This is a genomic window from Oceanicella sp., assembly GCF_056449545.1.
Genome location: NZ_JBWOMN010000022.1, coordinates 1 through 19,687, shown reverse-complemented (window position 1 = coordinate 19,687; position 19,687 = coordinate 1). Strand labels below are relative to the sequence as shown.

The following is a 19,687-nucleotide window of genomic DNA, read 5'->3' as shown; positions in this document are numbered from 1 at the left end:
ATGCTAGTCTCCCGGCGAATTCGCCAAAGGGAGGACCGCCCATGCTCGGGCAGATGCAAGACTGGCCGCTGCGCGTCAACGCCATCATCGACCACGCCGCCAAGTTCCACGCCCACCGGCCGATCGTCAGCCGCAGCGTCGAAGGCCCGATCACCCGAACCGACTGGGCCGGGATCCGCGACAACGCCAGGAAATGCGCGCAGGCGCTGGCCGCCATGGGCTACGGGCGCCATGACGCCATCGGCGTGATGGCCTGGAACACCGCGCGCCACATGGAGGTCTGGTATGGCGTCACCGGCGCCGGGGCGATCATGCACACGCTGAACCCGCGCCTGTTCGCCGAGCAGCTCGACTACATCATCAACCACGCCGGCGACCGGGTGCTGATGCTCGACCCCGACCTTGTCGGGGTCATCGAGCCGCTGGTCGAAAAGCTGCCGCAGGTCGAACGCTACGTCATCATGACCGACCGGGCCAACATGCCCGAGACCACGCTGCCGGACCCGATCTGCTACGCGGAGATGATCGCCGCGCAGGACGGCGATTTCGACTGGGCCGCGGGCGACGAAACCGACCCCTGCGGGCTCTGCTACACCTCGGGCACCACGGGCAACCCCAAGGGGGTGCTGTATTCGCACCGCTCCAACATGCTGCACGCCTTGGTGTCGGTGCAGCCCGACGTGGTGGGGGTCAGTTCGCGCGACGTGGTGATGCCGGTGGTGCCGCTGTTCCACGCCAATGGCTGGGGGCTGGCCTATTCGGCGCCCATGGTCGGGGCCGCGCTGGTGATGCCGGGCCGCGACATGACCGCGCCAGCGCTTCACGAGATGCTGGAGATGGGCGTCACGCTCACCGCCGCCGTGCCCACGATCTGGCTGGGGCTGCTGCAGCACATGCGCGCCAACGACCTGAAGTTGAGCACCCTGAAACGGGTGGTGATCGGCGGATCCTCCTGCCCGCGCGCCGTCATCGAGGCGTTCCAGCATGATTACGGCGTGCAGGTGATGCACGCCTGGGGCATGACCGAGATGTCGCCGCTGGGCACGGTCTGCACCTTCAAGCCCGAGGCGGCCGCCCGCGACGCCGCGGGGCGCATCGACGTGCAGACCACGGTCGGCCACCCGCCCTTCACCGTCGACCTCCGGATCACCGACGACGACGGCAGGGACCTGCCCTGGGACGATGCCTCGCAGGGGCGGCTCTGGGCGCGGGGGCCGGGGGTGGTCAGTCGCTATCACAAGCATGACGACCTCGCCGTCGACGCCGAAAACTGGTTTGACACCGGCGACATGGCGACCATGGACGAACACGCCTATGTGCGCATCACCGACCGCTCCAAGGACGTGATCAAGTCGGGCGGCGAGTGGATTTCCTCGATCGAGCTGGAAAACGCCGCCATCGCCCATCCGCAGGTGGCCGAGGCCGCCGCCATCGGCGTCAGCCACCCCAAATGGGGCGAGCGCCCGATCCTGGTGGTGGTCCCGGCGCCGGGCGGCGAACCGGAGAAAGCGGCGATCCTCGACCTCGTGGGCCGGCACATCGCCAAATGGCAGATCCCCGACGACGTGGTGTTCGTCGAGGCGCTGCCGCACACCGCCACCGGAAAGATTTCGAAACTGCTGCTGCGCAAGCAGTTGGCGGCCATGAACTACGCCCACCCGGATCGTTAAGGCTGAAATCCGCCCGACGCCGGCGATTGGCGCCGGCGTCGGGCGGTTCAGCGTTCACCTGAGCGTCATTCTGCGCTATGCTCCGCACCGATTATGCGTGGAGTGCGTCATGAGAAAAAGACCCCAGCGTCGCGAACGGGAAGACATCGTCGAACTGTTCGGCGATGTCATCGTCGACGGCCCGAGCCAGCTTTACGGCGATGACGGCCCGGGGTCCAAGGCGCCGCCCGCCGCCGCCGCCGACGACGACGCCGCAAGCCCGCCCGCGGTTCAGACCGCCAGGCCCGCCGCCAGGTCGGCCGCAGGGCCACCCCCCGAATCCGGCGCCGCGCGCGCGGTCGGCCCCGGCCCGGACGACCGCCGCGCGACCCGAACCGGGGCCGGTTTCCTCGCCAACGAGGCCACGGGCTCCGGCCCGGGCCCCGCCCCGCGCGACAACGACGCGACCGGCGACTCGACCGGGAATGGCGGGTCCGGCCGTCGCATCCAGCTGGAGCGCGCCGGCCCCTCGGCCCCTGCCGGGCGCGGCGAGGCGAAGCTGGTCTTCGCCGACGACCGCGGGCTGCTGAGCGGCATCGCCATCTGGCAGGGGCTCGCCACCATCCTGACGCTGGGTTTCTTCCGGTTCTGGATGAAGACCGCCCAGCGCAGCGCCGTCTGGTCGCATACGCTGATCGGCGAGGAGCCCTTCGAATACACCGGGCGCGGGGTGGAGCTGTTCGTCGGCGCCATGATCGCCGTCATCTTCGTGGGCGCGACGCTGGCGGCGACCAACCTGACGCTGATGTTCCTCGGCATGACCGCCTCTTTCGGCGATGATTTCAGCCGCACGCTGGTCATCGCGGCCATCGCCCTGACGCCGCTGGCGCAATACGCCATCTATCGGGCGCGGCGCTACCGGCTGACGCGCACCCGCTGGCGGGGCCTGCGCCTGGGCATGGACGGCTCGGGCCTCGGGCTGGTGGCGCGCTGGGCGCTGTGGACGCCGCTGGTGATCGCCTCGGCCGGGCTGCTCTGGCCGTTCTGGCGGGTGGCGCGGGAACGCTACCTGACCAATCATTCCTTCTGGGGCGACGAACGGTTCCGCTTCGAGGGCGGCGCCTGGCGGCTGATGCCGGTCTGGGGCGCGATGTGGCTGATCGTCGCCGGAAGCGCGGCGCTGCTGGCCATGCCGCAGATGCGCGACGCGACGCAGGCGATCGGCGCCTGGCTGGAGGACATCGACCTGCTGTCCATGCTGGCGCTGCTGGTGGGCGGCGCGCTGTTCATGGCCATGGCCATGGTCGCCTATCTCGCCGGCGAGATGCGCCTGTTCATGAACGCCCGGCGCATCGCCGGCGTGACCCCCCACTGCGTCTTCGGCGCCGATTCGCTGGCGCAGGCCTATCTGAAAACCTTTCTCAAGAGCCTGTGGCCCGGCGCCGGGATCTACGCGCTGATCGCCATCGTCGTCGCCATCCCCTACCTGGCCGCCACCGCCGTCGAGGGCGAAAGCCACGGCGATCCCGGCCTGGTCGGCGGCGAGGCCGCGGACCTGTTCTTCGAGGGGCTGCGCACCTGGCGCGGGCAGAGTCTGCTGCTGATGTCCTTCGCGGTGAACTACATGCTGACCACGATCTTCGGCATGTGGCTGTGGCTGGCGGTGTATTTCCGCACCCTGCACGGCAATCTCTGCGCCGCGACCAGCTTCACCGGGCTCGACACCCTTGACGAGGTGCGCCAGCGCGCCAGGGACGATTCCATGGACGCCGACGGGTTTTCGGACGCGCTGGATCTCGGCGGGTTGTGAGCGCGGCGCCGGGGTCGCGCGCGAGCCCGGCGCCATGACACCCGCCGGCGCGGCCTGTATGCAGCGCCCATCACCGCGACGCGCCGCCGATTCGACCGCGCGCCGGCGCAGTTTCAGGACCGCCGCGCCGCGCGGCGCAGTTTCACGGCCCCCGCGCCGGGCGGCGCAGTTTCAAGGCCGCCGCGCCGCGCGGCGCATGGCGCAAGGATCGCCCGGATGAATTCGACGCTCGACATTCCCGCCATCCCCCGTCCAGGGCGCCAACCCCCGCCCCCGCCCCCGCCCCCGAACGAGGCCGAGGACGAGGCCGAGGACGATCTGAGCTATGACGGCGGGGCCTGGCGGCTGTTCAGGCTGGTGTTCAACGCCACGCTGCTGACGGTGCTGACGCTGGGGATCTACCGGTTCTGGATGATCACCCGAATGCGGCGGCACTACTGGTCCTCGATCCGTCTGCTCGGCGAACGGCTGGAATACACCGGCACGCCGGGCGAGAAATTCCTCGGCTTTCTGGTCGCGGCGGTGGTGCTGGCGGTCTATCTCGGGCTGGTCAACCTGGCGCTGGCCTATTTCGGCATTTCGGCGTTCCGGGGCAATCCGCTGGCGGCCAACCTGTCGCTGCTGTCGGCGCTGCCGCTGATCTACTACGCCAGCTATCGCGCCCGGCGCTATCTGATGGCGCGCACCCGCTGGCGGGGCATCCGGCTGGGCATGGACAAGGGCGCGTGGCGCTATGCGCTGAAGGCGCTGCTGCTTTACGGCGTCGCGGCGGCGAGCCTCGGGCTGCTGACGCCCATGGCGCAGTTCCTGCTCACCAAGCATGTCAACGACCGCTGCCATTTCGGCGACCTGCGCATATCCCAGGGCGGGCGCTGGCTGGCGCTGCTGCCCGCCTGGCTGCCGGTCTGGGGCGCGGGGCTCGCGGCGGTCGGCTTTTTCTACGTCAACACGACGCCGCTCATCGACAGGGCGAGCCGGGCGCAGGCCGACGGCGCCGACATTCCGCCGGGGGACGTCGCGGCGCTGATGGGCTCCATGGCGGTCATGGCCGGGCTGGCGCTGACGGTCATGCTGTTCTTGGCGCTCTACAGCGCAAGGAAGACCCGCTACGTTCTGGCCAACCTGTCGATCGGGCCGGAGGCCGGCCTCACCTCGACGCTCAACGCGCGCAGCTTGCTGTGGATCTATCTGCGGGCGGGTTTCGGCTTTGCGCTGGCCGTTGGCGCGCTGGCGATCATGGTGACGGCCCTGGTCTGGGCGGCGCTGTCGATGGCCGGCGATCATCAGGCGTCGGGCGACGCCGTGAAACCGCTGGTTGTCACCGCGTCGATCGCGCTTTACGTGGTGATCCTGGCGGTGATGTCGGCGCTGAGCCAGACCCTGATCCAGCAGCCGCGCCTGCGGCTGATCGTGGCCACCGCCGGGATGACCGGGGCCGGGGCGCTGGCCGGGGCGCAGCAGCGCGACCGCGACGAGGCCATCGAGGCGGGCGGCTTCGCCGATGCGCTCGACGTGGGCGCGGCGTTCTGAGACCATCGCCACCATCACGCCGGATTCGCCGGCGACAAGCGGGCTGACATGAGACCAGTGAAACGAACCACGGCCCTCGGCAAATACGCGCTGCTGGAAGCGGAGGGCGAATATTTCGACGGCGAGACCGCGCGCGGGCGGGAGGTGATCGTCAAGTTCGGCGAATCCTCGCTGACGCTGCTGGGCGCCGACGACACCCCGATCGCCCATTGGGCGCTGGCCAGCCTCACCGCGCTGGACGGGCGCGGGGGCGTGGACGAACTGCGCCTCGCGCCGGAAATCCAGGGCGACGAGCGCCTGACCATCCGCGATTCCGAGATGATCGCGGCGATCCGCGCCGTGTGCCCCGATCTCGACAAGCGCCCGCACCCGCCCGGCGCGCTGCGCAAGATCGCGCTGTGGGGCGCGGCGGCGGTGGCCTCGGTGCTGCTGATCGTCTTCGTGCTGGTGCCGGCGCTGGCCGAACGCCTGGCCCCGATGATCCCGCTGGCCCAGGAACAGAAGATGGGCGCGCAGGTGATCGCCCAGATCACCCGCTTCATCGGCGAGGGCGAGGCCGGGTTCTGCGAATCGCCCGAGGGGCTGGCGGCGCTGAACCGGATGACCGCGCGGCTGGAGGAGCAGGCCGACAGCTACGCCCCGCTGGCCATCCGGGTGTTCGACGACGATCTGGAAAACGCCTTCACCGCGCCCGGCGGGCATATCGTGCTGCTGAAGGGGCTGATCGCCTCGGCGCAATCGCCCGACGAGGTGGCGGCGGTGCTGGCCCATGAGATCGGCCACGTGATCCACCGCGACCCCACCCGCGAAGCCCTGCGCGCCGCCGGCTCGGCGGGGGTGCTGGGCCTGCTGGTCGGCGATTTCACCGGCGGCGCGCTGATGGTCGCGGTCACCGAGCGGGTGATGAACGCCTCCTACCAGCAGGACGCCGAGACCGCCGCCGACGAGGCCGCGCACGAGATCCTCGCCAGGGCCGGCCTGCCGGCCTCGGCGCTGGCGGATTTCTTCACCCGCCTGCGCGACGAGCATGGCGACGCCACGGGGCTGATGAGCTATGTCGCCTCGCATCCTGGGCTGGTCGCGCGCGCCGAGGCGGCCCGCGCCGCGGACGTGATCGGCGACGCGCCCTTCATCCCGGCGCTGGACGACGGCGACTGGATCGCGCTGCAGCAGATCTGCGACTGACGCCGCGCCAGGCGCACGCCCGTCAACCCCGCGGCGAACAACGGGAAAACGCCTGCGGCGACTTCGAGGCGAACCTCTCCCGCCCGTCGCGCGTCCCCTGACGGGGACGGCTCCCGTTTGGCCCGGCCTCGCGCTGCGCGCTCGGCCCGCGACCCGATTGCGCGGCCGCATCAAAAGGCGATATCGGCGGCGGGGCGGCGCGCCCGCTCGCGCCCGGCGCGGAGGCTCAGCCGGGGCGGAACCGCGCGCCGGGGGAGAGCGGCCCGTCATGGGCGGCGCGCCCCTCCTCCACCAGCCCGATCAGATGCGAGAACACGTTGCGCGACGCCGCCGGGTGCAGCGCCGGATCCAGGTCGGCGTAGATCCGCGCGGTGAGGGTCGCCACGTCGGCGCCCTCGTCGGGCAGCGCGTCGAGGATCTGGCTTTCGCGCATCCGCCGATGGGCGGTCTGATATGCGATCATCGCCGCGGGATCGCGCACCGGCGCGCCGTGGCCGGGGTAGAATATCCGGTCCGCGCGCGCCTGCATCCGCGCCAGGCTGGCCATGAAGGCGATCATGTCGCCGTCGGGCGGCGACACCATGGTGGTGGCCCAGGCCATCACGTGATCGCCCGACAGCACCGCGCCCGGGGTCATGCCCTCGGCCTCCAGCGCGAAGCACAGATGGTTTGACAGATGCCCCGGCGTGTGCAGCGCGGTCAGGGCCCAGCTTTCGCCCTCGACCCGCTCGCCATCCGCGAGGGTCCGATCCGGGCGCGCCGCGCGGTCCGCGCCCTCGCCGCCGCCCAGATGCGCGCCGCTCGCCGCCAGCGCCGCCATGCGCGGCGAGGTTCCGGCGCCGTGGGGACCGAAGCCCAGCACCTCGGCCCCGCTGCGCGCCGCCAGCGCGGCGGCGTTGGGCGAATGATCCGCATGGGTGTGGGTGAGCAGGATCTTCGCCACCGTTTCCCCCGGCGCCAGCGCCGCGAGGATGGCGTCGACATGCGCCGGATCGTCGGGCCCCGGATCCACCACCGCCACCGCGCCGCGCCCGACGATGTAGCTTTGCGTGCCGGTGAAGGTCATGGGCCCGGGATTGGCGCAGGTGACGCGGCGCAGGCCGGGCTCAAGCGCCTCGGGTTCGCCATGGGTCACCGTGGCGTCGCGGTCGAATGGGGGCATGGCGCGGCCTTTGCTGGCGGGTTGGCGCGCGCGCCCGCTTGCAAGGGGGCGCCGCTTGCGCCACACAATGCTGACCATGTGGCCCTGGCTCAAGAAATACCTGCCAAAAAGCCTGCTCGGGCGATCGGTGCTCATCCTGGTGGCGCCGATCGTGCTGCTGCAGGCGGTGGTGGCGCTGCTGTTCATCCAGCGCCATTACGCCGGCGTCACCGAACAGATGGCCGGCGCCGTGGCGCTGGAGCTGAACTACGCCGTCGAGGCTGTCGAGGAGGCCGAGACCGTGGCGCTGGCCCGCAAACGGCTTGACGCGCTGGCCGGGCCGCTGGGCATCCGGCTGGATCTGGACGAGGGCCCGCTGGTGCCCGCCTACGCCATGCGCGCCTTTTACGACGTGTCCGGCGACGCGCTGGCGGACACGCTGAAGGCGCGGGTGAAGCGCCCGCTCACCGTGGATCTGGTCACCGATCCGCGCAGCGCCGATGTGCGCATCCTGACCAGCAAGGGGCTGGTGCGGGCGATCATTCCGCGCAAGCGCACCATCGCCTCGAACCCGCATCTGCTGCTGGTCTGGATGATGGTCACCGCGGCGCTGCTGGTGGTGGTGGCGGTGCTGTTCCTGCGCAATCAGGTGCGCCCGATCAAGCAGCTTGCCGCCGCCGCGGAAAGCTTCGGCAAGGGGCGCATCGAACCGTTTCGCCCGGCGGGCGCCGAAGAGGTCCGCCGCGCCGGGGGGGCCTTTCTCGACATGCGCCGGCGCATCGAACGCCAGATCGACCAGCGCACCAAGATGCTGTCCGCCGTCAGCCACGACCTGCGCACGCCCCTGACGCGGATGAAGCTGGCGCTGGCGCTGGCCGAGGACAGCGAGGAGACCCGCGAATTGTCCCGCGACGTGGCCGAGATGGAGCGCATGCTGGGCGAGTTCCTTGATTTCGCCCGCGGCGCGCAGGCCGAACCGGTGGCCGCCTGCGACCCCGCCGGGATCGCCGAGGCGGTGGCGGCGGACGCGCGCCGCATGGGCCTGTCGGTGACCGCGCGCGCGCGCATCGAGACCCCGGACGACGACAGCGCGCCGCTGCGCCCCGGCGCGATCCGCCGCGCGCTCACCAATCTGGTGGCCAATGCCGGGCGCTACGGATCGCGGGTGGAGATCACCACGCGCCTGACCCCGCGCGCGGTGGAATTCAGCGTCGAGGATGACGGCCCCGGCATCCCCGAGGCGCGGCGCGAGGACGCGTTTCGCGCCTTCAACCGGCTTGACGAGTCGCGCAATCAGGACGAGGGCGGCGGGGTCGGGCTTGGCCTGTCGATCGCGCTTGACATCGCCCGCGGGCATGGCGGCGCGCTGACCCTGCATGACAGCGCCCGGCTCGGGGGGCTGAAGGCGGTGCTGAACCTGCCGCGGTGAGGGGCGGCGGGCCCGGTCAGGCGGTTTTCCGACGCGGTCTCAGCGCAGGGCTCCGCCTGGAGGTGACCCCAAGCCCGACATAGAACGCCGTCACGAACACCAGCGCGGTCACGATGTCATAGAGCATGGCGCCGGATTCGAACCGCGGGATCATCGCCTTCAGATCCGCCGCCGAGTCAGGATAGACCGCGACCAGCACATCCAGACTGTTGCGATAGTAGTTCGACGACACGCCGAACTGGGTGATGCCGATCAGCGCCACGCAGCCCGTCGCCATCCACGGAAACACGCGCCGCGCGCCATGCAGGTAATCCAGCATGATCGCCGCCGAGACTCCGAACAGCGAAAAGGTCAGCACATAGGGAAAGGCCAGTTGGAAATAGACCGTCGGGTTCTGCGGCCCGACCAGAAAGCTGCGCGACAGATAATGCGCAACCAGCGTCACCATCGCCACCAGCACGAACATCATCGCCACCGATCCGAATGGCGGCAGGCGCAGATCCGTGCCGGACTCGATCCAGCCGTCATTGCGGATCAGCACCCGGCGAAACCAGAGCGCGGTCAGGAGCGCGGGGCCGAACACGCTGAAATAGCTCAAGAACAGCACGAAAGGCGCGCCGGGATCCTCGGTCGTCGGCCAGCGGAAAAGGGTGAGTCCGCTCAGATCCCCGATATAGGGCGCCAGCGCCGCGAACAGCAGCGTCGCGATGCAGGCGCCGACAAACGCGTAGCCCACGGTGTTGGTCTCGCGCTTGCGTTTCCGCTTCTGCGCAATGTCGGGCTCAAAGCCCAGAAACTGCAGGATGCGCTTCTCGGACACTGAATCGCGCCGATCCAGAATCGCGCAGGCGAGATAGGCGTAGACCCGCCGCAACAGGCGGCTCAGCTCCTCGCGCCGTTCACGCAGCAGCGTCAGCTTCCGGTCCTGCAGGGTCTGCGCGTCGGCGCCGGGCGATTCGAGCTCCATCAGCTGCAGCCTCGCCTGCAGATGGTCGTCGATGGCGCTGCGATCCGCCTCGAACGACCCGATCAGATCCCGATACTTGGTGATGAAATCCGATTTGAGATACGCGGTCACCTCGATTTCCTCGGAGACCGAGCCGAAACGCTCCACCAGCGCGCAGATCCTCGCCCAGCGGTTCAGGTCGCTGCGGGCCTCGGCGTCGAAATCCGCGCGCGTCGGCTTGAAACTGGAATCGGGCGCGGCGTCGAGCAGGTCCTGGTAGTTTTCGTAGCACAGGCGGCTTGAACTCAGCCGCAGGATCAGATTGTTGACGGCCGTCGGGATTTCCGCGCGCACATGCATCAGCTTGCGCCATTGCGACTCCAGCCGGTCCAGCAGCGGCACATGCGGCAGCACGCCGACCAGCGCAAGCGCGACGCCGATCGGATACGCCGCGTCCTTCGACCACGCGGGGGGCTTCGCGTCGGGGTTGGCCAGCCCGTAGAAAAAGCCCGGCCCCACCAGACAGACCAGCAGATACGCGACCAGCAATCCGCAGGAATAGACCAGATAGGCGAACAGAAAAGACCGCTTGCTGGTCAGCTCGTTGATGCGGAAATCGCCCTCGGGCGATTCCGAACCGATGATCCTCGATGGTTCGAGAAACTTGTCCTTGGAGAACAGCAGGATGACCACGCATCCCAACACGAGCGCGCCGTAGAACCGCGCATCATAGCCGCCAAGGAATTCCCATAGTCCCGCCATGGCCCGCCTCTGCTCAGCAGCACTCGAAGGCGCTCAGCGGCAAATGCCGCCGACGCAGGGATTGGCTTGGGCGAACGCCGCGCCATTGACCGAAACCGCCGATGTCAGGGCAAGCGCGATCAATACGGCGCAGATGAAATTCAGCGGACTGCAAGTGCGAGTCATAATTCACCCCTATGAAAAACTGTTTCTGATTGAAATATACAATATTCACGGCTTTTTTACCATGGCGCAGATATTAACCAAGATTTAACGAAATGTTCATTAGTTAATGGGGCCGTCGCCCCGACCGAGACTCCCGGACGGGCGCTTCCTGTCCTGAAATCCGCCTGTTTTCATGCGGTTATCTGTTGCACCGGGTTTCAGTGCAACCGCCCGCCCTCCGGCGTCTGCGTATCCGGACCCACCAGCACCACCTCGCCATCCGCGTCCGGCGCCCCGAGGACCAGCACCTCGGACATCACCTTGCCGATCTGGCGCGGCGGGAAATTGACCACCGCGAGCACCTGGCGCCCGACCAGCGATTCGGGGCTGTAGTGGCGCGTCAGCTGGGCCGAGGATTTCTTCACGCCCAGCGGCTCGCCGAAATCCACCCACAGCTTGATCGCCGGCTTGCGCGCCTCGGGGTAGGGTTCGGCGCGCACGACCCGGCCGACGCGAATGTCGACCTTGAGGAAATCGTCGAAATCAATGCTGTCGGTCATGGTCCGGGTTCCCGTCGCCAGAAAAACGCCTCCAAGCCCTAAGGCCCTGCGCGCGGCGAATCAAGCGCGCCGCCGGACGCAAAAAGGCCGCCTGCCGGGAGGGTGGCAGACGGCCTCGTTGACCGGGAGGCGACAGACGCCCGCAAGGGGGAGGATTGGGCGGCGGTCGTCCCGGATGCCGGCGAGCTTGCGCCCGCGCGGGTCCTGTTGCGCGCTCAGGCGTCGTGCTTGGCAGTGAGGGTCTTGAGCTCCTCGACCGATTCCTTGACGCGCGACTGCACGATCTCGAAGGCCTCGGCGTTGGCTTTCTTGGCGGCCTCGGCCAGGTCGGTCATGTTGCCGATGGCCTTCTCGAAGGCGGTCTTGACCAGCTCGCCCTGTTTGGCGGCGGCCTCGGGGGTCAGCGCGTCCATCTTCATCTCGGACATCTGCGCCTGCGCGGCGGCCATGGTCTCCTCGAAGATGGCGACCTGCTTCTTGAACAGATCCTGATAGCCGGCGGCGGCGGCCTTGTTGGCCTCGATCAGCGCTTCCATGTTCTTCTGCTGCGACGCCATCACGGAGTCGAAATCGAAGCTGGGCACCTTGGAGACGTCGAAGAACTTGCTCATGTCGGCGGTCTTGAACATCTCGGTGAATTTCTCGGGGTCGAAGGCGAAGAGGGTCTTGTCGAACATTGGGTCATTCCTTGCAAAGGTGAGCGGCGCGGCAACCCCGCGTCCTTTCCTTCACTCAATATGGTGCAGTGCAACACAACAGTCAAGGATTCGAATGGTGCGACGCACAAAAAAGTTTTCCCAGCACCCGAAATTTCGCCAAGGCATTGAAATTCAACAAATCAACTAACGTCCCAGCGCCCGGCTGCGCGCCGCGGCGGCGGCGATGGCGCGGCGCATCAGATCTGCGAGGCCCGGTTCGCCCATCAGCACCTCCAACGCCGCGGCGGTGGTGCCGCCGGGGCTGGTGACGTTGACGCGCAGCTGCGCGGCGGTCTCGTCGGACCGGCGCGCCAGCTCTCCGGCGCCCGACACGGTGGCGCGGGCCAATCGGGCGGCCAGCGCCGGGGGCAGGCCCTCGGCCTCGCCCGCGGCGGCCATGGCCTCGATCATGTGGAACACATAGGCCGGACCGGATCCCGACAGGGCGGTCACCGCGTCCATCTGGCCTTCGTCGTCAAGGCGCACGGTCTCGCCGATGGCGCCGGTCAGCGCCTCGGCCAGTCGCATGTGCGATTCATCGCTCGCCGCGTTGCCGATCAGCGCCGTGATGCCGCGCCCGACGGCGGCCGGCGTGTTGGGCATGGCGCGAATGATCGGGGTCCCGGCCCCGAACATCGATTCGAAGAAGCCGATCGGCGTCCCCGCGGCGATGGACAGGAACAGCGCCCCCGATCCGGCGAGCCCGGCGACGCGGGGCGCGGCCTCGGCCATCATCTGCGGCTTCACCGCCAGCACGCAGACCGCGGCCGCGCCCACGGTTTCGGGGTTGAGCCGCAGCCCCTGCGCCGCCAGCGCCGACACCCGCGCCGAGGGGAAAGGGTCCAGCACCGTGACCGCGCCGGCGGGCAGCCCGCCGGCAAGCCAGCCATCCAGCATCGCCCCGCCCATCTTGCCGCAGCCCAGCAGCGTCAGGCCCCGCGCCTTCACCGTCGCCAGCGCATCGGTCATGGTCATGTCTCCTCGCCGCTCCCGCATTCGCCCGGCGCCCGCGAGGGCGGCCCGGCTCAGGCGCGACCGTAGGCCCGGGCGATGGCGATTTCCAGCGCTTCTTCGGCGCGTTGCTCGCCCCAGCACACCAGCTGGAACGCCGGGTAGAAACGTTCGCAGCATTCCACCGCATCGCGCATCATCGCGTCCATCTGCCCGACGGTGGCCGACCCGCCGCCCGCCAGGGTCATGCCGTGGCGATAAGCCATCAGCTTGTGATCCCGCCACAGCACGAAGCCGCCGCCCCAGATCTGGTCCGCGGCGAGATTGAGCGTGCGATACAGTTCCGCCAGCCGCTTGCGCGGCGGGTCCATTTCGTAGGTGCAAAGCAGGCTGAGCATGTCCTCGTGCCCGTGCCAGGACAGGCTCAGCGAATAGCTGCGCCAGGCGCCTTCGATCGCCACGGCGATCTGATCGTCGCCGACCCGGTCGAAGTCCCAGTCGCGATGCGCGGCCAGGGTCTCGGCGAGGTCGATGGGGTGGAGGTCGGTCGTCGACAGGTCATGTGCGAAAGCGTCCATGCCTCGTGCTCCTCATTTGGTTGAGCCTTGCGAGGGTAGCCCCGCAAGGGGCTGAGAGGATGCCTATGGGTCGAGTGGCCTTGGCCCCCGACCTACGAGATATGGTGTCCCAATTTCACCGCCCTGCATAGCGAAAAGCGCCGCGTTACGCATTCTTCACGCTTGGTCGCACGGTTTTTGGCGCGGGCGCGCCGGTTTCGACCGATTTTGCCGCCAAATGGTTAACAAAGCCCCGGTTTCGCGCGGTTCAGGGCAGTTTGCCCAGCGCCACGAAATCCGCGGCGAGCTTGGCGTAGACCCCGGCTTCGGCGGTGGTGGACTCCATCAGCTTGTTGTCGCTGGAATAGGGCTGATACTTGTCCCAGACCTTGTTGAAGAAGATGTGCAGCTTGGTCCCGTTGGCCTTCACGAAGGTGGCGTGCGGCAATTTCCATTTGGTGTCCGGGCTGCCCATGGCGCCGAGATAATTGGTCGCCGGCACGTCGGGAAAGAACGTCACGTGGATTTCGGCATACTCCTCCAGCGGGCAGGGCGCTATCTTGTGGACCGTGCAGTTGGCGCCGTTCTCCACGGCGTATACGTAATTGGCCATTGATCAATCCCCGATGCCAAGCCGAGGCGCGCAATCGCCCGGCGAATCGTTTTCAACCTGCAACAGGATACCTCAATCGGGGGCCAGCATGTAGCCGGCGCCGCGCACGGTCTGGAGATAGCGGGGGGCCTTGGGGTCGGCCTCGATCTTGCGGCGCAGGCGGGTGACCTGCACGTCGACGGCGCGCTCCTGGGCGTCGTCCATCTCCGCGAGCAGGGTCAGCCGGTCCACCGGTTCGTGCGGCGTGCGCGCCAGAATGCGCATCAGCGCGCTTTCGGTGGTGGTGAGCCGCACCTGCTGTTCGCCCCGCCACATCTCGCCCCGGCCCACGTCGTAGCGCACGCCGCCCAGCGTCAGGGTGCGCGGGGCCTCCTCGGCGGTCTGCAGCGGCTGGGTGCGGCGCAGGATGGCGTTGGCGCGCAGCAGCAATTCGCGCGGCTCGAAAGGCTTGGCGAGGTAGTCGTCGGCGCCCGCCTCGAGCCCGCGGATGCGATCCGCGGCGCCGCCCCGCGCGGTCAGCAGCAGCACCGGGGTGACGATCCCGGGGCGCAGCGAAGCGGTGAAGTCGAAGCCGTTCTCGCCGGGCATCATCACGTCAACGATCAGCAGGTCGAATTCCAGCCCGCCCAGCAAGCGCCGCGCATGCGCGGCATCCCGCGCCGCCGATACGTAAAAGCCTGACCGCGCGAGGTATTTGGTCAACAGGGTGCGGATGCGCTCGTCGTCGTCCACCACCAGGATATGGGCGTCGGGCGCGCCGCCGTCCCCCGGCTCACTCATGCTCATCGCGATCCACGCTCCTCGCTGCGCTCGGTCACCAGATCCAGGATTCTGCCGCGCCGGCCCTCGTCGATCATCCCCGACAGCACCGATTTGAAACCCTGCACCGCATCGGGACCCGCGTCCAGAAACACCCGCCGCATGCGGGCATTCTGCGCCTTGGCGAGCCCGCGGACAAGCGCCTCGCCCGGTTCGGTCAGATACAGCAGCCGCTGGCGTCGGTCGGCCTCGCCGATCTCGTTGACCACCAGCCCGTCCGTGATCAATTGCCGCAGCACCCGGTTCAGCGACTGCTTGGTGACCGCGAGGATGTCGAGCAGATCCGCCACCGCCAGCCCGGGGCGCCGCCAGATGAAATGCAGGCAGCGGTGATGGGCGCGGCCATAGCCCCGCTCCTCCAGCAGCCGGTCGGCGTCGGCGACCATGTCGCGATAGGCGAAGAACATCAGCTCGACCCCCTGGCGCAGCTGCTCGTCGGTGAGGAACAGCAGCTGTTCGCCGCGGGGGATCTTTGCCGAATGCAGGCGGGACGAAGTCATGCGGGCGGATCCTTTCGCGCATCTGTCCGGGATATTTTATGTCAGCCTTGTTGACATTCCAAGGGCCCAATGATAGCGATTTCACACTGCATTAGAAATATTGTTTCTTTTGTGGCTCGAATCGGGACATTTCCCGCAAGGCAACCCACCGCCTCCGCGAAAGAGGGGCGATCTGGAAGGAAGACTGGCATGGCTGGAGCGTATGACGATCGCGACGGCGTCATCTGGATGGACGGCGTTCTGAAACCCTGGCGAGAGGCCAAGGTGCACGTGCTGACCCACGCGCTGCATTACGCGTCATCGGTGTTCGAGGGCGAACGCTGCTACGACGGCGCGATCTTTCGCGGCCACGACCATTCGCGCCGCCTGATCGCCTCGGCCGACGCCATGGACATCCCCATGCCCTGGTCGGCCGACGAGATCGACGCCGCCAAGGAACAGGCGCTCAAGGCCAACGGCCTCGTCGACGCCTATGTGCGCGCCGTGGTCTGGCGCGGATCGGGCGAGGACATGGGCGTCGCCGCCGCCCGCAACCCGGTGCGCATGGCGGTGGCGACGTGGGAATGGGGCGCCTATTACGGCGACGCCAAGACCAAGGGCGCCAAGCTCGACATCTCGCGCTGGAAACGCCCCAGCCCGGAGACCATCCCCTGCCACGCCAAGGCCGCCGGGCTCTACATGATCTGCACCATGTCCAAGCACGCGGCCGAGGCCAAGGGCTGTTCGGACGCGCTGATGATGGATTATCGCGGCTACGTGGCCGAGGCGACGGGCGCCAACATCTTTTTCGTCAAGGACGGCAAGGTGCACACGCCGACCCCCGACTGTTTCCTGAACGGGTTCACCCGCCAGAGCGTGATCGGCCTGCTGGAGCGGCGCGGAATCGAGGTGGTGGAGCGCCGCATCATGCCCGAGGAACTGGCGGATTTCGAACAATGCTGGCTGACCGGCACCGCCGCCGAGGTGACCCCGGTGGGCCAGATCGGCGATTTCAGATTCGAGGTCGGCGAACTGGCGCTGGGCATCGCCTCGGATTACGAAAAGCTGGTGCGCGGGCGGCTCTGAACCGCCGGATCCGATTGCTGCGCCGCCGCAAAGCCGGCGGCGCAGGCCGGGTTTGTCTCGCAGTTGCGAAAAGACCCCGCCGCCGGCTTGAGACCACCCCCCGTTTGCGCTACATTCAAGGCAGCCCGGCGCCGGGGCGAACCAGGCGGCGCGTTTGTTGGAGGACACGTTCTGACCGGACGAGTTGACGCGGGATCCGCCGGCGCCGCCGCAGCGGCCCCGCAAGGCGAAAGCCAGGCGTCGAACGCCGATCTGCTTTCGCGGGTGCTGACTTCCCTTGACGATGACAAGGCCGAGGACATCGTGCAGGTCGATCTGCGCGGCAAGACCGAGATCGCCGACTACATGGTGATCGCGTCGGGCAGGTCCTCGCGCCAGGTGAGCGCCATCGCCGAAAAGCTTCTGGACCGTCTCAAGGCCGATGCGGGACTCAGCGCCCGGGCCGAGGGCAAGGAGGCCGGCGACTGGGTGCTGATCGACGCGGGCGACGTGATCGTGCATATCTTCCGCCCGGAAGTGCGCGAATTCTACCAGCTCGAAAAGATGTGGAGCGCCTCGCCGCTCGGGGATTCGCGCGCGGCCGGATCGGCCTGAGCCGTTCGTCGGGCCCCGCGCCATGCAGGTGACCATCCTCGCCATGGGGCGCCTGCGCGGCGGCCCGGAATCCGAGATGATCGCCGACTATCTGCGCCGATTCGACCGGACCGCGCGCCCGCTGGGGCTCGGCCCGGCGCGGGTGATCGAACTCGATGACCGCAAGACCCGCGGGCGCGAGGCCGAAAGCGCGCTGATCCTGCGCCATGTCCCCGACGGCGCGGCGCTGACGGCGCTGGACGAACGCGGCAAGACCATGACATCGCCGGATTTCGCCGCCCTTCTTGCCGACTGGCGCGACCAGGGGCGGCGCCACGCGGCTTTCGCCATCGGCGGCGCCGACGGCCATGCGCAGGCGCTGCGCGACCGCGCCGACCGGCTGCTCAGCTTCGGGCCCATGGTCTGGCCGCACATGCTGGCCCGGGTCATGCTCGGCGAACAGCTGTATCGGGCGGCGTCGATCCTCGCGGGCGCGCCCTATCACCGCGCCTGACGGCGCGCCCCTTCAACCCGCGCCTGCAGGCGGCCTCTTCAACCCGCGCCTGCCGGCGCGAGGCGCGCGTTGCCCCGCTCGCCTCGTGGGTCTAGACAGGCGACAACCGCATTCGGCAAAGGCGAGACCATGGCTCATCCCCCCAAACCCGTCATCCTGTGCATTCTCGACGGCTGGGGCCTGCGCAAGGAAACCGAGGCCAACGCCGTGGCGCTGGCCCGCACGCCGGCCTTCGACCGCATCTGGTCCGAATGCCCGCATGACTCCCTGCTGGCCAGCGGCGCCGCAGTGGGGCTGCCGGAAGGCCAGATGGGCAATTCCGAGGTCGGCCACACCAATATCGGCGCCGGTCGCGTGGTCTGGATGGCGCTGCCGCGCATCGACAAGGCCATGGAAAGCGGCGCATTCGCCGCCAATCCGGCGCTCGGCGATTTCATCGCCCGGCTGAAGGCGTCGGGCGGGGTCGCGCATCTGGCGGGGCTGAGCGGCCCCGGCGGGGTCCACGCCCATCAGCGCCACATGATCGCCGCCGCCCGCATCGTCGACGCGGCCGGCATCCCGGTGCGCATCCATGCCTTCCTCGACGGGCGCGACACGCCGCCGCAAAGCGCGCGCGGGGATATCGCCGATCTCGAAGCCGCGTTGGCCGGGATGCGCGACGCGCGACTCGCCACGCTTTGCGGGCGGTTTTACGCCATGGACCGCGACAAGCGCTGGGATCGGGTGCGAAAGGCGTTCGACGTGATGACCGCCGCGCGGGGCGCCCGGGCCGAAACCGCCGATGCCGCCATCGCCGAATCCTATGCGCGCGGCGAGACCGACGAATTCCTCTCGCCCGTCGCCCTGCCCGGGCATCTCGGCATGAAGGACGGCGACGGGCTGCTGTTCCTGAATTTCCGCGCCGATCGCGCGCGCGAAATCCTTTCGGCGCTGGCCGACCCGGATTTCGACGCCTTCGACGCCGCCACCCGCCCGCGCTTCGCCGCCATCTGCGGCATGGTGGAGTATTCCGCGCGCCACAACGCTTTCATGACCGCCATGTTCCCGCCCCAGCCCATCGTCAACACCCTCGGCCACTGGGTCGCGCTGCACGCAAAGCGGCAGCTGCGCCTCGCCGAGACCGAAAAATACCCCCACGTCACCTTCTTCCTCAATGGCGGGCTCGAAAATCCCGAGACCGGCGAGGACCGCCACATGGCCCCCTCGCCCAAGGTGCGCACCTACGACCTGCAACCGGAAATGGCCGAACCCGAGGTCACCGCGACGCTGATCAAGGCCATCGAGGACGGCGTCGAAGACCTGATCGTGGTCAATTACGCCAATCCGGACATGGTCGGGCACACCGGCAACCTCGCCGCCGCCATCGCCGCCTGCGAGGCGGTGGATGACGGGCTCGGGCAGGCGCTCGCGGCATTGAAGAAGGCCGGCGGCGCGATGATCGTCACCGCCGATCACGGCAATTGCGAGACCATGGTCGACCCCGCCACCGGCGGCCCGCACACCGCCCACACCCTCAACCCCGTGCCGGTGATCCTGGTCGGCGGGCCGGAGGGCGCGCGGCTGCGCGGCGGCGGCGCATTGGCCGATCTGGCGCCGACGCTGCTGGACCTGATGGGCCTGGCGCCGCCGCCGGAGATGACCGGGCGCAGCCTCATCATCCGCGACGGCGGCGCGGGTTGATCCATTGAGCCGTCTGTCGTGGCCCTCAGAATGACCCCGCGCCGCGCCGCGCTCGCCGCCTGCGCGGCGCTGTCGCTGGCGACGCCGCCCGCGGCGCAGACCGGCGCGCCGCGGGTCGAGGCCGCCGTCGCCGCCGCGCTGATGGAGGACGCCGATGCGAAACTCCGCGCCGCGAAGACCGCCGAGGCGAAGCTTGCGGCGCTGGGGCAGGCGGTCTCGGCCTATGAATCCGGGCTCGCCGTCATGCGTCAGGACCTGCGCGCCATCACGGTGCGGAACGCGGCGCTGAAAGCCCGCATCGCAGCGGAACGCGCGGAAACCGACCGGCTGCTGGGGCTGCTGATGACCATGGGCGGGGCCTCGACGCCCTCGCTGCTGGCATATCCGGGCGGCCCGGTGGCCCATGAGCGCGCGGCGATGATCATCGCCGGGATCGCGCCGCAGCTGCGGGCGAAGACCGCGGCGCTGCGCGCCCGGCTCGCCGAGGCCGAGACCCTGCGCGCCGCCCGGGCCGACGCGCGCCGCAAGGCCCGCGCCGGCCTCGCCGCCCTGCAAAAGGCG

At 68.9% G+C, this 19,687-nt stretch carries 19 protein-coding genes and 1 pseudogene; 11 read left to right on the top strand and 9 right to left on the bottom strand.

Going from position 1 to position 19,687, the window contains the following annotated elements:
• Positions 1-41 precede the first annotated feature (41 nt).
• The 4 genes from AC1HC7_RS03795 to AC1HC7_RS03780 all read left to right on the top strand — a co-directional run bounded on the left by AC1HC7_RS03795 (position 42) and on the right by AC1HC7_RS03780 (position 6,174).
• Entirely contained in the window at positions 42-1,670 is a 1,629-nt protein-coding gene (locus AC1HC7_RS03795) for a long-chain-fatty-acid--CoA ligase (RefSeq protein ID WP_479498701.1), read from the top strand.
• Positions 1,671-1,779: 109 nt separating this feature from the next.
• On the top strand, positions 1,780-3,459 hold the full coding sequence (locus tag AC1HC7_RS03790; protein ID WP_479498700.1) for a DUF898 family protein: 1,680 nt from the start codon (positions 1,780-1,782) through the stop codon (positions 3,457-3,459).
• A 216-nt stretch (positions 3,460-3,675) separates the two neighbouring features.
• Positions 3,676-4,989 (top strand): DUF898 family protein, encoded by a 1,314-nt coding sequence (locus AC1HC7_RS03785; protein ID WP_479498699.1) that lies wholly within the window; start codon positions 3,676-3,678, stop codon positions 4,987-4,989.
• 57 nt (positions 4,990-5,046) lie between these two features.
• A complete protein-coding gene (locus AC1HC7_RS03780; RefSeq protein WP_479495841.1) occupies positions 5,047-6,174 on the top strand; it encodes a M48 family metallopeptidase in 1,128 nt (375 codons plus the stop codon).
• A gap of 226 nt (positions 6,175-6,400) precedes the next feature.
• Here the strand turns inward: AC1HC7_RS03780 and AC1HC7_RS03775 are convergent, their stop codons facing one another.
• The gene (locus AC1HC7_RS03775; protein ID WP_479495840.1) at positions 6,401-7,336 is read right to left on the bottom strand and encodes an MBL fold metallo-hydrolase; all 936 of its coding nucleotides are present in this window, start codon (positions 7,334-7,336) and stop codon (positions 6,401-6,403) included.
• Between the two features lie 55 nt (positions 7,337-7,391).
• On the opposite strand from AC1HC7_RS03775, the gene AC1HC7_RS03770 reads away from it, so the two are divergent.
• Positions 7,392-8,744 carry an ATP-binding protein gene (locus tag AC1HC7_RS03770; RefSeq protein ID WP_479495839.1) on the top strand — a complete coding sequence of 451 codons (1,353 nt, stop codon included), beginning with the start codon at positions 7,392-7,394 and terminating at the stop codon, positions 8,742-8,744.
• Between the two features lie 16 nt (positions 8,745-8,760).
• Here the strand turns inward: AC1HC7_RS03770 and AC1HC7_RS03765 are convergent, their stop codons facing one another.
• Positions 8,761-10,452, bottom strand: coding sequence for a hypothetical protein (locus tag AC1HC7_RS03765; protein ID WP_479495838.1), 1,692 nt, complete (start codon positions 10,450-10,452; stop codon positions 8,761-8,763).
• On the opposite strand from AC1HC7_RS03765, the gene AC1HC7_RS03760 reads away from it, so the two are divergent.
• Positions 10,451-10,705: a hypothetical protein gene (locus AC1HC7_RS03760; RefSeq protein ID WP_479498698.1), complete on the top strand. Its 255-nt coding sequence runs from the start codon at positions 10,451-10,453 to the stop codon at positions 10,703-10,705. The two genes, AC1HC7_RS03765 and AC1HC7_RS03760, sit on opposite strands and share 2 nt — an antisense overlap.
• Before the next feature lie 109 nt (positions 10,706-10,814).
• On the opposite strand, the gene AC1HC7_RS03755 is transcribed toward AC1HC7_RS03760, so the two are convergent.
• The 7 genes from AC1HC7_RS03755 to AC1HC7_RS03725 form a co-directional block, all read right to left on the bottom strand.
• On the bottom strand, positions 10,815-11,156 hold the full coding sequence (locus tag AC1HC7_RS03755; RefSeq protein WP_479495837.1) for a tRNA-binding protein: 342 nt from the start codon (positions 11,154-11,156) through the stop codon (positions 10,815-10,817).
• 215 nt (positions 11,157-11,371) lie between these two features.
• On the bottom strand, positions 11,372-11,833 hold the full coding sequence (locus AC1HC7_RS03750; protein WP_479495836.1) for a phasin family protein: 462 nt from the start codon (positions 11,831-11,833) through the stop codon (positions 11,372-11,374).
• Between the two features lie 165 nt (positions 11,834-11,998).
• On the bottom strand, positions 11,999-12,823 hold the full coding sequence (gene proC, locus AC1HC7_RS03745; RefSeq protein ID WP_479498705.1) for a pyrroline-5-carboxylate reductase: 825 nt from the start codon (positions 12,821-12,823) through the stop codon (positions 11,999-12,001).
• Between the two features lie 56 nt (positions 12,824-12,879).
• Positions 12,880-13,383: a type III secretion system chaperone family protein gene (locus AC1HC7_RS03740; RefSeq protein ID WP_479495835.1), complete on the bottom strand. Its 504-nt coding sequence runs from the start codon at positions 13,381-13,383 to the stop codon at positions 12,880-12,882.
• 247 nt (positions 13,384-13,630) lie between these two features.
• A complete protein-coding gene (locus tag AC1HC7_RS03735; protein WP_479495834.1) occupies positions 13,631-13,975 on the bottom strand; it encodes a hypothetical protein in 345 nt (114 codons plus the stop codon).
• Between the two features lie 72 nt (positions 13,976-14,047).
• Complete coding sequence (locus tag AC1HC7_RS03730; RefSeq protein WP_479495833.1) at positions 14,048-14,761, bottom strand: response regulator; 714 nt, start codon at positions 14,759-14,761, stop codon at positions 14,048-14,050.
• The gene (locus AC1HC7_RS03725; protein ID WP_479495832.1) at positions 14,758-15,294 is read right to left on the bottom strand and encodes a MarR family winged helix-turn-helix transcriptional regulator; all 537 of its coding nucleotides are present in this window, start codon (positions 15,292-15,294) and stop codon (positions 14,758-14,760) included. Before AC1HC7_RS03725 ends, AC1HC7_RS03730 begins: the two co-directional genes overlap by 4 nt.
• 189 nt (positions 15,295-15,483) lie before the next feature.
• Between AC1HC7_RS03725 and AC1HC7_RS03720 the strand changes: the two genes are divergently transcribed.
• From AC1HC7_RS03720 to AC1HC7_RS03700, 5 genes and pseudogenes are all read left to right on the top strand, one after another.
• Positions 15,484-16,359 (top strand): branched-chain amino acid aminotransferase, encoded by an 876-nt coding sequence (locus AC1HC7_RS03720; RefSeq protein WP_479495831.1) that lies wholly within the window; start codon positions 15,484-15,486, stop codon positions 16,357-16,359.
• A 252-nt stretch (positions 16,360-16,611) separates the two neighbouring features.
• Entirely contained in the window at positions 16,612-16,953 is a 342-nt protein-coding gene (gene rsfS / locus AC1HC7_RS03715) for a ribosome silencing factor (RefSeq protein WP_479495848.1), read from the top strand.
• Between the two features lie 22 nt (positions 16,954-16,975).
• Positions 16,976-17,446, top strand: a complete 471-nt coding sequence (gene rlmH, locus AC1HC7_RS03710; protein WP_479495830.1) for a 23S rRNA (pseudouridine(1915)-N(3))-methyltransferase RlmH — start codon at positions 16,976-16,978, stop codon at positions 17,444-17,446.
• A gap of 129 nt (positions 17,447-17,575) precedes the next feature.
• On the top strand, positions 17,576-19,126 hold the full coding sequence (gpmI, locus tag AC1HC7_RS03705; protein WP_479498697.1) for a 2,3-bisphosphoglycerate-independent phosphoglycerate mutase: 1,551 nt from the start codon (positions 17,576-17,578) through the stop codon (positions 19,124-19,126).
• A gap of 18 nt (positions 19,127-19,144) precedes the next feature.
• A pseudogene (locus tag AC1HC7_RS03700) lies at positions 19,145-19,687 on the top strand (murein hydrolase activator EnvC family protein); the annotation flags it as partial.

Coding starts and splice junctions, on each gene's coding strand:
- AC1HC7_RS03725 (WP_479495832.1), bottom strand. CDS start 15,294: ATGACTTCGTCCCGCCTGCATTCGGCAAAGATCCCCCGCGGCGAACAG.
- AC1HC7_RS03720 (WP_479495831.1), top strand. CDS start 15,484: ATGGCTGGAGCGTATGACGATCGCGACGGCGTCATCTGGATGGACGGC.
- AC1HC7_RS03765 (WP_479495838.1), bottom strand. CDS start 10,452: ATGGCGGGACTATGGGAATTCCTTGGCGGCTATGATGCGCGGTTCTAC.
- rlmH (WP_479495830.1), top strand. CDS start 16,976: ATGCAGGTGACCATCCTCGCCATGGGGCGCCTGCGCGGCGGCCCGGAA.
- AC1HC7_RS03755 (WP_479495837.1), bottom strand. CDS start 11,156: ATGACCGACAGCATTGATTTCGACGATTTCCTCAAGGTCGACATTCGC.
- AC1HC7_RS03785 (WP_479498699.1), top strand. CDS start 3,676: ATGAATTCGACGCTCGACATTCCCGCCATCCCCCGTCCAGGGCGCCAA.
- AC1HC7_RS03795 (WP_479498701.1), top strand. CDS start 42: ATGCTCGGGCAGATGCAAGACTGGCCGCTGCGCGTCAACGCCATCATC.
- proC (WP_479498705.1), bottom strand. CDS start 12,823: ATGACCGATGCGCTGGCGACGGTGAAGGCGCGGGGCCTGACGCTGCTG.
- AC1HC7_RS03730 (WP_479495833.1), bottom strand. CDS start 14,761: ATGAGCATGAGTGAGCCGGGGGACGGCGGCGCGCCCGACGCCCATATC.
- AC1HC7_RS03750 (WP_479495836.1), bottom strand. CDS start 11,833: ATGTTCGACAAGACCCTCTTCGCCTTCGACCCCGAGAAATTCACCGAG.
- AC1HC7_RS03735 (WP_479495834.1), bottom strand. CDS start 13,975: ATGGCCAATTACGTATACGCCGTGGAGAACGGCGCCAACTGCACGGTC.
- AC1HC7_RS03790 (WP_479498700.1), top strand. CDS start 1,780: ATGAGAAAAAGACCCCAGCGTCGCGAACGGGAAGACATCGTCGAACTG.
- AC1HC7_RS03760 (WP_479498698.1), top strand. CDS start 10,451: ATGGCCCGCCTCTGCTCAGCAGCACTCGAAGGCGCTCAGCGGCAAATG.
- AC1HC7_RS03775 (WP_479495840.1), bottom strand. CDS start 7,336: ATGCCCCCATTCGACCGCGACGCCACGGTGACCCATGGCGAACCCGAG.
- AC1HC7_RS03740 (WP_479495835.1), bottom strand. CDS start 13,383: ATGGACGCTTTCGCACATGACCTGTCGACGACCGACCTCCACCCCATC.
- gpmI (WP_479498697.1), top strand. CDS start 17,576: ATGGCTCATCCCCCCAAACCCGTCATCCTGTGCATTCTCGACGGCTGG.